Raw genomic sequence first — 14,860 nt, 5'->3', positions numbered from 1 at the left:
GGAGTACCTTTGCGAAGGAAAAAATGGCACCGTGACTTTTAGCATGGCCTCGGTGCCGCCGGTGTAATCCTTCCACTTTTTCGGAGAAAACCTTTTAATTTCCACCTAGTTTTCAATGTATATCTTAGCTATTTTCTCAAATAAAGAACTTTTACTGACTTCCTTTAACCTTAATACATCGTTGGTAAAAGAACGTAGGAAAATAGATGTAATATTTTGTTCCATCGCATTTATCTGTTTGCCCTCTTTATCCATAGTCAGAATATTGTAAATTAAGTTCTCTTTTGCAATCGTTTGATTAGGTGAATTGCATGGTGATACAAAATACAATAAGTCATCTCCCTTCGGTTGAAGATAAATATGTTCATACTGACTCTTCTGTTTAGGCGCTAAATAATAGGGTAAAACTGTTTCAATTGGATTACATACTCTATTCACTAAACTTTCATCTTCCAAAGCATACTCAATATTATCTATTCTCTGATTACCGATGATTCTAGGAATCCTATCCGAATGATATCGACTAAGACATATTTTTTCAACCTCATCGACTAAATAAAAAGAGTCATTATAAAACGTTTTTATATTTTTCATAAATGGACATTTTTGCTCAAGAGTCCTTGCATTCTTTGCAAGTGAATGCCCCTTGATAAAAAGCGTTTTATTACTAATATAAACATCCACTATTGAAGCAAGTATCTCTTCTCTTTTCTTAATGACTCCCGGAGCTCTAATATATATAAGAGTCATCTTTGAATCTGGCAGATCAATATTTTCAATCTTCCTCTCTTTGAAAATTTTTTCTTTTAGCCAAAGTTCACTTTTAATTTTTTGAATTTTTATAAGTACTTTGCTACTTAATTTTTCCAAACCGGTTTTCTTATCATTCTCTACAATGTTATTATCTAAATCTATACCCTGAATGACTACCTCACCCTGCGCTTCAAACCTATGAATTTTCAGTTCCGTATAATAATCCAAATCAGCATTCTCTATTCCCTTGCCCCTAACGTGATCAAATGCATCCCATATCGTATTTTTCCTTTTACCCTCGACTAAAATACTGGTTTTAGCTTCATCAACTAATGAATTAAGAACCAGATAGTTATTACTTTTATCGAGTGATTCAAAACTTTGAACAGGAGCATAAGCTAATTCTTGTAGATCAAATATTTCTTTAACCTCTTTCTCAAAATATATTTTCACTTTCTTATCAGACAAATGTTCTGGAATTCTCGCATCAATCAACACCAAAGGATACGAAAAATTTTTATCCACAGTTATAAAATTATGAAGAACATAATCAGCTCTGAAGTATCTCTCACTAAATGGAATCTCAGCATGATTTAATATTTCTTTTATTTTCTGAATAACTAAATTCTGAGAATAATTTTTACTGTTTCGATACCCTTCTTTAAAACGCATAAATTTTTTCTTAGAATACTCAGTTGCATTGATATCACCTGTAACTTGAAAGTCATTTTCCTTAGTTCTAAATGATAATTGCGTTTCTTCTGTATTCCCTGACATTACCTTTTTTGTTTCAATTCGGAAGACCTTTCTGTGCAAATTCACCACCAACTCTTTTTGCATAGAGAAGTAAAAACGAGGATAAAAAGCATCAATAATCTGGCTATACTTCTCGGCTGATAAATAAAGCTCTGAGTTATAGAATACAGGTTCTATTTCATAATGTTCGTCAAGCTCTTTAAGCAAAGTTCGTTTAATATGCAATCCTACGATCGCTGAAAAAACCTTACATAAAAAATCGCTATCTTCTTCAAATTTATCAACAAATTCTTTTATGCCAGATTCCTGGTGAGACAAATAGAAAAAATGAATTTCTTTACTTCTCGAAAAACTGCCGTAATTCTTCCAAAAACTATCATAAACCACGTTTTCTAATGAACTCAGCGTTAATTTTTTTCGTATAATTTGCTGTATTTCTTTGTGCACTCTGGCATAAAATCTTTTATTATTCTCTCCCTCTTCTTTAAAAAATTTCTTTTGACCATGGGTGACATATAATCCACTGGAATCATCCACTTCAAATAATTTATTGATATTATCACATATATTGCCATCAATATCTAAAATATTCGTTTTCGCTATAGGAGAAATCTTAGAGCAATCATTAACGAAATCAATTAACTTCATCATTATCAAACACCTTGTAATAAATTAAGAATCTGATTATTAATACGAATTTCTTTAACTAACTTACTGCCTGAACCTATACGATCATTCCTATCATAATCTTGCTTTTTGTATCCAAAAGACTCCTTAAATAAGTTAAGATAATAGATTTTACTATCTTTGGAAACTTCTTGTTCAAGGTTTAGAGGATTATTTTCCATCCGAGTATTTAAGTATACGAACTTAATTGATTCATATTTATCACCAATATCATCTAAAATAGTTTCAGCTTTTCTCTGAGCATTATCATGAGTTTTTAAAGATTGGTATTTTTTATCTAAAGTAGATGACCAATTTTTTGAATCAACACAAATCAAATTCCCTCCTGCCTCAATGTAAAAATCAAATAATTCATATACTCTTTTCCCTATTTTTTCACTTAGTAATCTCGGTGCTATTGGCTCACAATTATGTAGCTTGGTTAAAAGTAGAGTAAACAAATATTCACCAACATTCCCTTTAAGCAATGGGATAAAACTGGGATGTGGAATACAATCCTTAAATACATTTTTATTTAGACTTGCAACTTCTTTTAAAAGATATGTTACATATTCATCCCTTCTATCACCAATTCGATTACCAATACCTGCAAGTATCCATTCTTTAGGGGTATATATTGAATAGCCGTGTTCAATATCTGTGAGTGTCACTGTATCATCTTCACGATTTTTAATACATAACTTCAATTGTGGAGTGGAAGATATATCAATATATAGCGCATCAACAGCATCCATCATTGTTTGATACTTCTGAACATGAGGGTTTGATTTTAATTTTCTTATATAGCTTGATGGCGATATCATACTTTCAATAGATCGAAGCTGCTCGTTAAATGCAATTGCATCAATATCACCTTTTCTTGCATACGATAATACTTTGGGTACAAAATCTTCAAAAAATTCCTCAAGCAATACGGAATTCCGAGCTATTTTTTTCTCAAATGATTTTCTCTCTTCGCTCGATCTAAAGCTACACATGGATCTTTCTTTTTCACAGAGCTGCATAAATTGATGATTTAATAATGACATGCTCTCCAAGATAGGGTGATTATTCTTAATACGAGTCAATTGATTAAACTGAACCATTCCATTTTCCACTGCACTATCAGGAATGAATATTTTTGTTTTCATCTTTGTATCTTTACGCTCAACACGACCAATAGCCTGCATTAAATCTTTTAGCTTAGAAATCATATGTTCACGCATTAAGAATTGGTAATCATCACCACTCACTAAATTGATATCAAAATCTTTTAAGAATTTTTCCTCATCTGAATCAGAACATTGTTTCATTAAAAGAAGATAATTCTGTAACGAATGAAGTGTTCTATCATTTGTTTCTTCATCACTGATGATTGAACTCCAGAATGGCGCACTAGTTAACACTAAACATTCAAAGTCTTCTTCAAATAATTCTCCATTTTCACTTGGGTAAGTAATAAAGTAATTTAACCCTGTACCAGCACTTTTATAAGAAGAAAGTAACACAACTTTCGTATCTTGATCCTCTACATGAGTGAATTTTCTAATATCACACTCTTTGCGTAATGCCGCGTCAAATAAAATAACGCGGATCTTATATCCATTCTCAAAAGGTAAATATTCGAATATTTTCCATGAGTCATGAAGTCTTTTCACATTTCTCAGCTTTACATTTTGATTTGAAAAATATGTCCTTAATTTATATTGAAAACGATTACTCAATGCTAAGCTCATCGTATGCTTACCTTCATAAGCAGCGAGGAGCATAGAACAAAGTTGACGCTCAAACTCTATCTTTTGATAGTTATTTAAACTTTTTTTAAAGTCTTTATTCAAACCGTAAAGCTCGTTCTTAAAAAAATTAAATTTTATTTTAAAACTTTCGTCAAAACCTTCTCCAGAATCCAGTAAAGGAACTTCTGAATTAAATATTATAAAATCAACACTCCTGAGTTCTAACCGTTTATCTCGAAGTGAAGCTAGTAACGTAATATCAGTATCACTTCGCTCAGTTATTTTGATACCTAAGTTGTTTGTCTTACCAGAGCAAAATTGTCGTAAGAAACTACGATTATATTGCCCTGAATACGTTTCTGAAAAACCGGTCGTAGCACTGAGACATATGACATTATTCTTGGTGTTATAGAGACTACGCAGTAAAGATATTTCGGGCTGTTCTTTGAGCAGATCAAGAATGAAATTTACATAAGTCAAATTACTTAATGTCTCATCTTGAAATTCTAACTTTTTTTCCCGTTCTATAGTAAAAACTGTTTTAGGTTGGAAATAGGTATAAAAATAAGAAACCAACATCTCTTCCGATACAGGATTATCAAACATTTGTTCTAACTCATTTTTAATTTTTCCTGCTCTTTGTATAAACTTATACATCAGGAAATTTTGACTTCCATCTCCTGCCTGCCTAAGTGATTTAGCAAATTGTGACTTGCTGGAGATCTGCGCAGCAGAAGCGAGTACAACCATTGCCAGTTGATAAATATCATGAAGAGAGGGATTGTTATCTTGACTATTCGTAGAGTAATAAAGCTGACAACCTCCCCCTCCATGTACAAACTCCATTTTTACTTTCTTTAGCGCTTGTTCATTAAAAAAACGTTTAGGAGAAAAGCTGAACACATTTCGTGTAATATTAATGACTTGTTCAACATCACCACTTTTAATCTGAACAAAATCAATATTGCCGGAGAAAAGCTCAAGTAAAGATTCTAAACTTCGTTCAGTGGTTCCCTTTTCTAGAGACAACTCACAATATTCTTTCAAATATTTTCTAATCCTCTGAATAAATTCATCTTTTTTAGAGAAAAAAGGTAAATATTGTATTTCAAAAGCATCAACATCTTTTACTTGTTGTAATAGACGGTAAGTTACCGCGAAAACATGAACAAGCTGTATTTCATCATTAATTAAATTCACACTACGCGACTTAGAAAAAATTCGGTAAGCTTCGTGCTCTTCATCAATTACTAATGTAAAATTAATATTGTGCTTTCTAAAATAGTTGTCGTTATCAAGCTCGAAGAACGCTGTCTTTAGATATTCAATTTGATCGACAACCGATGATTCTAAAAAAGCACTTACTCTATTGTCTGTCGGTTTCTTTTTTCCACCGATCAAATAATCAAACGGCATCGATTTTAAAGTATATTTACCTGCCTGATTTATGTATGGTGTTTTAATCGGTCTGTCAAATTTGCTCGTTGTTGCCAATAAAATACAGGGTGAAACCATAGCTGCTGCCATAGGTAAGCAATGAAGGATGATTTCTTTACGCAATTGATCAATTTCTGTCTCTGCCCGTATAATAATAGGCAGAGCAATAGCCAAATCTTGTTGGTTTAAAGCTGCTTCAGATAATTCATCAAGTACTTTTGCTAAATTAAATTTATATGCTTTAAGCTGATCTTCGTAATCCTGAATAAGACCAAATTCATCACCTTGTTGCTTTTGTGTTATAATTCGTTTTTCAATACTATCTATCATTCTAACAATAATTGCTAAGTTATTAGCTTTTGACTTTAGAGATGATTTCCCCGCTTGCTCTTCCCACTTTAGATAACGTTTTCTATTTTCAATAATTTGCCCGTTGCAGTCTTCAACCCAATTGACAAAGTTCAAGTCTTTCAAATCTTCTTGGCTATAAAATCCAATAAATTCAATGCCCTTATTCTTCGCTTTTTTAATCAGTTCTTGGTCAAAATCAATCTGCGCTTTCTGGGGAGTGATAAATAGAAAATTAGTAAAATCACTGTTTTTTGCATTAACAGGAACCGCTTCAATATAGCGATTAAGCACACCATAACTCTTACCAAAACCCGTTCCGTCATTCGAAAATACCAGCGTTGGGTTATTATTTTTATGTACATTATACAGCTCAGATAACCGGGTTCTCAGTATATTAATGTCATCTTTAAGATGCTGTGGCGCACGCTTATTTGCTAAATAGTTAGCAAAGGTAGGTTGCTCTGACTTATGAGCAATACTGTATGGTTGATACTCTCCATCTGAGAGAATAATCAACTTTTGGTGATATAACTCTTGCATAATATTTCTTTTTGATCGATGTAACTTCTCAGAAAGATGAACAACAACCCTATTTACCAACCAGCCTGCCTCGAAAAGTTTATTAGATTCATTTACAAGAATCTCCTTTTCTTCCTTTACTAACATCTTATAAGATACACATAATGTAAAATCGTCTTTAGAAGCTGTTTTATCCTTCATCGGCAAAGCGACTTTTCTTGCCTTATCTTTACTCCTCTGATATAGGAACCCCATCTTTGCAAGCTCAAACATAATGGCAATAACTGTCGCTTCATCATGTTTAAGATCTTGTCTGATATCCTCCAAAATTCGAGCATTTTCATCAATGACACCATCTAATCTCTTAAATAATTCCAACTTCTCACAAGCAATATCAAAGAGTTTTTCTTTTAGGGTTTCAGACCATCTCACCATTAGATTCCTTTTGCTTTATCTTTGATCGATTAAACTCTACACAACAATCATATAATTTTCCAACAAAAATAATCCTATATCTTAATCATTACTTTGACAGAGAGATAATCTCCTAACAGATCATCGGAAATAGCAGACTATATAAGGATAGAAATAGTGATAAGATATTTCTTAAAAATATCCTTAAATTAGAATAGAAAATCAAATGAAACAAAATGAGAATATTTATCATTTCGATCATTAAAACGATTGTAATACCTAAACCTATTTAAAATTGATCACTAACGTTATTTACTTATTTACTTATTTACTTATTTACTTAAATTATCTAATTAATTATAAAAATAACTTTTTTAATGCAAACCATAAAACACTAATAACAGAATAAACTCTTACATCTATACCCAATAGATTTCAAGATGGATCGCGACGGCAAGGGAGCGAATCCCCGGGAGCATAGATAACACTGTGACCGGGGTGAGTGAGTGCAGCCAACAAAGAGGCAACTTGAAAGATAACAGGTATAAACGTCTATACCTCTTTACTTCTAAAACAAAATTAATATATTCCATTTCGCTATATATGGTTGCTATTCATTCTTTCAAACAAGTACATCTACAGAGTTATCCTCCATAACTATATGAATACAACGGATTATCTGGAGATGATATGACCACATCACACTCTGTTCTCGATATGATTGGTAATACCCCATTGCTGGAGTTAACGCATCTGAATACCGGTCCATGTCAATTATTTATTAAACTGGAGAATCAAAATCCCGGTGGCTCTATTAAAGATCGCGTTGCACTTTCAATGATCGAGCAAGCGGAGAAACAAGGCTTACTCCAGCCCAGTGGTACAATTATCGAAGCCACTGCCGGCAATACTGGTATTGGATTGGCATTAGTCGCCGCCCTGAAAGGTTATAAGCTGATTCTGGTTGTCCCAGATAAAATGAGCCGGGAGAAGGTGTTCCATCTGCGTGCACTGGGTACCGATGTTCGCCTGACCCGTTCTGATGTCAGTAAAGGTCATCCAGAATATTATCAGGATTATGCCCTACGTCTGGCTCAAGAAATACCAGGCGCTTATTACATTGATCAGTTCAATAATCCAGCCAACTCAGCCGCTCACATTGCTACCACCGGCCCGGAGATCTGGCAGCAAATGGATCATAACGTCGATGCCGTGGTGATCGGCGTCGGTTCCGGCGGGACGCTAGGCGGTCTGAGCAACTATTTCGCTCAAGTCTCACCAGAAACCGAGTTTGTATTAGCCGACCCAAGTGGCTCTATTCTGGTAGATTACATCGAACACGGTGAATATGGTGAAGCCGGAAGTTGGCAGGTGGAAGGCATCGGCGAAGATTTTGTTCCTCCCCTAGGTGATTTTAGTCGGGTGCACCACGCCTACCGTGTCAGTGATGCAGAAGCCTTCTCCAGCGCACGTGATCTACTGCTAAAAGAAGGTGTGCTGGCAGGTTCTTCCAGTGGAACTCTACTGGCCGCCGCACTGCGTTATTGCCGCTCACAATCCACGCCAAAGCGTGTGGTTACGCTAGCATGTGACAGTGGGAACAAGTACCTGTCAAAAATGTTTAACGACTACTGGATGCTGGAACAAGGATTTCAGTCACGTATGCCACAACATGATCTGAGTGACTATATCACCTATCGCTATCAGGATGGCGCTACGGTTTTTGTGTCGCCAGAAGATACGTTGAAAACCGCGCATACTCGAATGCGTCTGTATGAAATTTCTCAGTTACCCGTGCTAAAAGATGAACAAGTTGTCGGCATTATCGATGAATGGGATTTGATGCACACAGTGCAGGCTAATCCACACAATTTTACTCTACCCGTTAGCCATGCCATGACCCATCAGGTTCACACTCTGGATAAAAGCGCTTCTTTGCAACAATTGATAGCAACGTTCGACGCCGGGCATGTGGCACTCATCGTCAACCATGGCTGTTTCCTTGGACTCGTAACTCGCACAGATGTGCTGAACGCATGGCGTCAGCAACTTAATTGATTTTCTCGTAGGAATAATATTATGACCAAGTTTGATACTAAAACTGTTCACGCTGGCTATACACCTGACCACACTGGCGCGGTAATGCCAGCGATTTATGCCACTTCGACCTACGCCCAGACTGCGCCCGGCCAGCACACTGGTTATGAGTATTCCCGCAGTGGTAACCCGACACGCGACTCACTGGAAAACGCGATAGCTGAACTGGAAAATGGCAGTCGAGGCTATGCTTTCAGTTCAGGGCTAGCAGCCAGTTCCACGGTGTTGGAACTGCTGGATAAAGATAGTCATCTGGTCGCAGTAGATGATCTGTATGGTGGCACTTACCGGCTGCTGGAAAGGGTACGTAGCCGTACTGCTGGTTTACGTGTTACTTACGTGAAAGCAGATGATATCGCTGGCCTTAAAGCGGCAATTCGTCCCGATACAAAAATGATTTGGGTGGAAACGCCTACCAATCCGTTGCTAAAACTGGCCGATCTGGCTGCTATCGCGCAAGTAGCTCAACAGCATGGAATTATTAGTGTCGCGGATAATACTTTCGCCTCCCCATATATCCAACGCCCACTTGATCTGGGATTCGATATCGTCGTGCACTCTGCGACTAAGTATTTGAATGGTCATTCCGATGTTATTGCTGGATTAGCTGTCGTAGGCAAAGATGCAGAACTAGCCGAAAAGCTCGGTTTTCTGCAAAACTCTGTAGGCGGCGTGCTCGATCCATTTAGTAGTTTTCTGGTTCTGCGTGGAATGCGCACGCTTGCTCTGCGTATGCAACGTCACATTGACAGTGCAACAAAGATTGCTCACTGGCTGGAACAACAACCACAAATCGAAACTGTTTTTTACCCCGGCCTCGCTTCGCATCCTCAGCATGAGCTGGCGAAGCGTCAAATGAAAGGTTTTGGGGGTATGATTTCTGTTCACTTAAAAGGTGATGACGATTATGCCCGTCGGCTGATTCAAGAGTTGAAGTTATTCACACTCGCGGAGAGTCTGGGGGGCGTGGAGAGCTTGATAAGCCAACCTTTCAGTATGACTCACGCATCTATTCCATTAGAAAAACGCCTTGCTTCTGGAATCACACCACAGTTAGTACGTATTTCTGTGGGTATAGAGGATGCCGAGGATCTCATTGCAGATTTGGCTCAGGCGTTGAAAAAAGCCGCTCAATAAAAGAGCAATGCCAGCCAATTTTCTCAACTGGCTGGCATTTCAATAAAAAGTGGTTCTTTTTATGCAATCAAAAGCAAATGTAGAACCAGGATTATTTATCACCCAACAGAACAGATTCCAAGGCGATTTCAATCATTTCATTGAAAGTCGTCTGGCGTTCCTCGGCGGTCAGTTTTTCATGAGTACGGATGTGGTCAGAAACGGTACAGATAGTCAACGCTTTTGCGCCATATTCAGCCGCAACACCGTAAAAACCCGCAGCTTCCATTTCTACACCCAGAATGCCATATTGTTCCATTACATCGAACAGTTGTGGATCAGGTGTATAAAACAGCTCAACCGAGAAGATGTTACCTACACGTACATTGATGTTTTTTGCTTTAGCAGCATCAACAGCGTTACGAACCAGATCGAAATCAGCAATCGCCGCAAAGTCGTGATCTTTAAAACGTATACGGTTAACTTTGGAATCAGTACATGCCCCCATGGCAATAATCACATCACGCAATTGGACATCTTGACGTACTGAACCACAGGAACCTACACGGATAAGAACTTTAGCGCCAAAATCGGTGATCAACTCTTTCGCATAGATAGAGCAAGATGGGATACCCATACCATGCCCCATCACAGAAATCGGGCGGCCTTTATAAGTACCGGTAAATCCCAACATACCGCGTACATCGTTTACTTGTCGCACATTTTCCAGAAAAGTTTCAGCAATGTATTTTGCACGTAGTGGATCACCCGGCATCAAAACAACATCTGCAAAATCGCCCATCTCAGCATTAATATGGGGAGTGGCCATAATTAAGTTCCTTGTTTCTTATTTAATAACTATTTTAGTGAGTATATGACTACCCGAAAGCGGTCAGTAATCAGATTCAAAACATAGACTTGCCGTATTCCATTGGCGACAAACCAAAATATTTAGCAACAGTCTGTCCAATGTCAGCAAAACTTTTACGGTGGCCTAGTGAGCCAGGTTTTATCTTCGGTCCATAAATCAGGACTGGAATGTGCTCACGAGTATGGTCAGTGCCAGGCCATGTAGGGTCACAACCGTGATCTGCCGTCAAGATCAAAATGTCATCATCTTTCACGAGTTTCAGCATTTCAGGCAGACGACGATCAAACAGCTCCAATGCAGCAGCATAACCCGGAACATCACGACGATGACCATAAGAAGAGTCAAAATCGACAAAGTTAGTGAATACGATGGTGTTATCACCCGCTTTTTCCATTTCAACTAGCGTTGCATCGAATAGTGCATCAATGCCGGTCGCTTTCACTTTTTGCGTAATCCCGACGTTTGCATAGATATCTGCAATTTTACCGATAGAAACGACTGTGCCATTTTTCTCATCAACCAATTTTTTCAGCATGGTTGGCGCGGGAGGTTCAACAGCCAAGTCGTGGCGATTACCAGTACGCTGGAAATTGCCAGTCTTATCACCAACAAATGGTCGGGCAATCACACGACCAATATTATAACCACCGTCTGTCAGTTCTTCTCGGGCAATTTCGCACAGCTCGTACAGGCGATCCAAACCGAAAGTTTCTTCGTGACAAGCAATCTGGAATACTGAATCAGCAGAGGTGTAGAAAATCGGTTTACCCGTTTTCATATGCTCTTCACCTAGTTTATCCAGAATGACAGTACCAGAAGAGTGACAATTACCCAGATAACCCGGCAGATTTGCGCGTTCTACCAGTTTGTCCAACAGTTCCTGCGGGAAGCTGTTTTCTTCATCTTTGAAATATCCCCAGTCAAACAAAACCGGTACACCTGCAATTTCCCAGTGACCTGATGGCGTGTCTTTACCTGAAGAGAGTTCGCTGGCATAAGCGTAAGCACCGATAATATCTGCGTCTTTATCCAGACCTACAGGAAAAGTTCCACAGGACTCCTCCGCCGCTTTACCCAAACCTAAATGGCTTAAGTTCGGCAAGTACAGAGGCCCTTTGCGACCGACATCGGCATTACCACAAGCACAGACTTCTGCAATATGCCCCAAAGTGTTAGATCCTTTATCACCAAATTTTTCGGCATCTTCACTGGCTCCAATGCCAAAAGAATCCAATACCATGATGAATGTACGTTTCATAATTTTCTCCTGCGTCAAGTCACGCTAACAATGCGGAAATGCCACCGCAGTTTAATAATAAGTCTGGTTATGATTCGCCGATTTGGCGATAAACCATCGGTGTGGCTGGTTTGGCTTCTACCCCCAGAACAATAGCTTTACGTACTGCCTCTGCCGCTTCCTGCCATTGGTTCTCATTATTGGCATGAATGATAGCTAAGGGAGTATCTGCACTCACTTCTGAACCCAGAGCAACAATATTGCTCAGCCCCACACTGTAATCAATGAGATCCACTGCTTTACGGCGCCCTCCACCGAGGGAAACCACAGACATACCCAGAGCACGGGTATTCATATCAGTGATAAATCCATGCTGTTCAGCTAATACCGGCTTACTGAACGAGGCAGTTGGTAAGTAACGGTCGTAACGCTCAACGAAATCAGTCGGACCTTGCTGTGCAGCGACCATGCGACCAAAGATTTCGGCTGCTTTACCGTTATCTAATACAGACTGGAGTTTATTACACGCATCTTCACGATCTGTCACCAGATTACCCGATACCAGCATTTCAATACAGAGCGCCATTGTAACTTCGAGTAAACGTGGATTGCGATATTCACCCGTCAGAAAGCGAACGGCTTCACGAACTTCAAGTGCATTACCTGCACTGGATGCCAAAACCTGATTCATATCCGTCAACAGTGCAGTCGCTTTACAACCTGCACTATTAGCCACACTAACAATGGATTCTGCCAATTGCTCTGATTTTTTATAAGTCGGCATAAACGCACCTGAGCCAACTTTGACATCCATCACCAAAGCATCCAAACCTTCAGCCAGTTTTTTGCCAAGGATGGATGCCGTGATCAAAGGAATAGAATCCACCGTTGCGGTAATATCACGGGTAGCATAGAAACGTTTATCTGCCGGTGCCAACGAATGAGTCTGGCCGATAATCGCAACACCAACATCCTGAATAATTTTACGAAAACGCTCGTTATCAGGGAAAATATCAAATCCAGGGATCGCTTCTAGTTTGTCCAACGTACCACCGGTATGGCCCAGACCTCGGCCTGAGATCATCGGCACATAACCACCACAGGCAGCTACCATCGGGCCAAGCATCAGGGAAGTGACATCACCAACACCACCGGTCGAGTGTTTATCCACAATCGGGCCATTCAGATGCAAGTTTTTCCAATCCAAAACCGTACCGGAATCGCGTATAGCCAGTGTCAAAGCCACACGTTCTTCCATCGTCATGTCGTGGAAATAGATAGCCATCGCCAGAGCAGCAATTTGCCCTTCGGAAACAGAATCCTCACATATGCCATTAATGAAAAAACGGATCTCTTCTTCATTCAATGGATACCCATCACGCTTTTTACGGATGATTTCTTGTGCTAGCAACAAAGCATTCTCCTCATTATTTAACATCGGAAAAGTTCAGCAAGTCACACACTGACTGATGAAGTGCATGATTATCAGTAATTGCTGCTTTGTTTTTGCCCCTGATGACCCAGAGTATTTAGCAAATCCCCTAACAGGCTGGAAGCACCAAAACGGAAATGACGGGCATCAACCCATTTGTTACCCATGATACGATCAGCCAATGCCAGATATTGTACTGCTTCTTCAGTAGTACGCACACCACCCGCGGGTTTAAAGCCAACAGTTTCACCAACGCCCATATCATGAATAACCTGAATCATGATTTCAGCACTTTCCAGCGTGGCGTTAACTGGCACTTTACCAGTGGAGGTTTTAATAAAATCAGCACCTGCTTTAATTGAAATTTCAGATGCCTGACGGATTAGAGATGCTTCTTTCAGTTCACCCGTTTCAATAATGACTTTTAGCAGAACACCCGCTTCTGCACAGGCTTCTTTACATGCTTTCACCATCTCAAAACCAATTTGTTCATTACCGGCGATCAAGGCACGATATGGGAAAACTACATCTACCTCATCAGCACCATAAGCAATAGCTGCACGGGTTTCAGCTAAAGCGATATCAATATCGTCATTACCGTGTGGAAAATTTGTCACTGTTGCAATACGGATTTCAGGCGTGCCCTGTTCACGTAATACTTTACGAGCCAGAGGAATAAAACGGGGGTAGATACAGATAGCCGCCGTGTTACCTGCCGGGCTTTTCGCCTGATGACAAAGCGCCGTCACTTTTTCATCGGTATCATTATCATTGAGTGTCGTTAAATCCATCAAACTCAGCGCACGTTGTGCTGCTGTGGTTAAATGTGCTGCTGCGGTTAAATCGGTCATAAAACTCTCCAACGTTATTATCGTGGCCAGCTTCGCGCCGGGGCCACACATTCTTTTAAACAATTGTTTGTTGGCGAGTGGACTTGGTTCCTTAAAGATGTAGCGGTGGTATGCCCACGGCGACAGTTGAACTCCTTTTCACCGCGCTATGCTCTATCTTCGGCTTGTGATCCCTAATGCGAGCCTCGCCTTTATCCGTGAAATTATTGGCACATCTTTATTTGAACATTTAGACGCTCAAAAAATTGTGTCTGATGTCACACTAATAAAATGTAATTTGCAAGATAGCAATTTAAAATTTGACATAAATCACATTAATACAAATTTACTCTCTGCTTTATCTGCAAATCAGGTACTGCTGCCACTTTAAATAATACACGATAAAAAATATAACTCACTGCCAAACAGAGAACTTTGGACAGGAATACCCTGTTTTTTCATTAATTAACCTTACTTCTGTTGTAAGAACATTCAGTTCATTTAATTACACGATGGATAACAGTGGTAATGTCAGGTTAAATATTGTACGAACATGCATAACCATCATTTTAAGTTCATCTAAACTGTATTGTTTCTATTCAAAATTCTTATCGAATTCTTTGGTTAAAAAACAACACAATCGAT

Annotated in this window: 8 protein-coding genes; 2 read left to right on the top strand and 6 right to left on the bottom strand. The window is 38.9% G+C overall.

Annotation, left to right across the window (positions count from 1 at the left end):
- Positions 1-105 precede the first annotated feature (105 nt).
- Positions 106-2,160 (bottom strand): hypothetical protein, encoded by a 2,055-nt coding sequence (locus EAE89_RS10000; RefSeq protein ID WP_214085743.1) that lies wholly within the window; start codon positions 2,158-2,160, stop codon positions 106-108.
- A gap of 2 nt (positions 2,161-2,162) precedes the next feature.
- Complete coding sequence (locus tag EAE89_RS09995) at positions 2,163-6,650, bottom strand: hypothetical protein (protein ID WP_214085742.1); 4,488 nt, start codon at positions 6,648-6,650, stop codon at positions 2,163-2,165.
- A gap of 672 nt (positions 6,651-7,322) precedes the next feature.
- Here EAE89_RS09995 and EAE89_RS09990 point away from each other — a divergent pair.
- Both EAE89_RS09990 and EAE89_RS09985 read left to right on the top strand, forming a co-directional pair.
- On the top strand, positions 7,323-8,690 hold the full coding sequence (locus tag EAE89_RS09990; protein WP_214085741.1) for a pyridoxal-phosphate dependent enzyme: 1,368 nt from the start codon (positions 7,323-7,325) through the stop codon (positions 8,688-8,690).
- Positions 8,691-8,711: 21 nt separating this feature from the next.
- A complete protein-coding gene (locus tag EAE89_RS09985; RefSeq protein ID WP_054477304.1) occupies positions 8,712-9,866 on the top strand; it encodes a trans-sulfuration enzyme family protein in 1,155 nt (384 codons plus the stop codon).
- Between the two features lie 91 nt (positions 9,867-9,957).
- Here EAE89_RS09985 and deoD read toward each other — a convergent pair whose 3' ends face one another.
- The 4 genes from deoD to deoC form a co-directional block, all read right to left on the bottom strand.
- Positions 9,958-10,674, bottom strand: coding sequence for a purine-nucleoside phosphorylase (gene deoD / locus EAE89_RS09980; protein ID WP_149616100.1), 717 nt, complete (start codon positions 10,672-10,674; stop codon positions 9,958-9,960).
- A gap of 76 nt (positions 10,675-10,750) precedes the next feature.
- Positions 10,751-11,974, bottom strand: coding sequence for a phosphopentomutase (deoB, locus tag EAE89_RS09975; RefSeq protein WP_214085740.1), 1,224 nt, complete (start codon positions 11,972-11,974; stop codon positions 10,751-10,753).
- A gap of 67 nt (positions 11,975-12,041) precedes the next feature.
- Positions 12,042-13,367: a thymidine phosphorylase gene (gene deoA / locus EAE89_RS09970; protein ID WP_054477298.1), complete on the bottom strand. Its 1,326-nt coding sequence runs from the start codon at positions 13,365-13,367 to the stop codon at positions 12,042-12,044.
- A gap of 71 nt (positions 13,368-13,438) precedes the next feature.
- On the bottom strand, positions 13,439-14,236 hold the full coding sequence (gene deoC / locus EAE89_RS09965) for a deoxyribose-phosphate aldolase (protein WP_054477296.1): 798 nt from the start codon (positions 14,234-14,236) through the stop codon (positions 13,439-13,441).
- Positions 14,237-14,860: the final 624 nt, after the last annotated feature.

Origin of the sequence: Photorhabdus heterorhabditis, from assembly GCF_018448905.1 — a bacterium.
Lineage (GTDB): Bacteria > Pseudomonadota > Gammaproteobacteria > Enterobacterales > Enterobacteriaceae > Photorhabdus > Photorhabdus heterorhabditis.
This window is presented reverse-complemented; position numbering and strand designations above follow the sequence as displayed.

Excerpts from the sequence above, each read along its gene's own strand:
- deoB (WP_214085740.1), bottom strand. The coding sequence starts at position 11,974 with ATGAAACGTACATTCATCATGGTATTGGATTCTTTTGGCATTGGAGCC.
- EAE89_RS10000 (WP_214085743.1), bottom strand. The coding sequence starts at position 2,160 with ATGATGAAGTTAATTGATTTCGTTAATGATTGCTCTAAGATTTCTCCT.
- deoD (WP_149616100.1), bottom strand. The coding sequence starts at position 10,674 with ATGGCCACTCCCCATATTAATGCTGAGATGGGCGATTTTGCAGATGTT.
- EAE89_RS09990 (WP_214085741.1), top strand. The coding sequence starts at position 7,323 with ATGACCACATCACACTCTGTTCTCGATATGATTGGTAATACCCCATTG.
- deoC (WP_054477296.1), bottom strand. The coding sequence starts at position 14,236 with ATGACCGATTTAACCGCAGCAGCACATTTAACCACAGCAGCACAACGT.
- EAE89_RS09985 (WP_054477304.1), top strand. The coding sequence starts at position 8,712 with ATGACCAAGTTTGATACTAAAACTGTTCACGCTGGCTATACACCTGAC.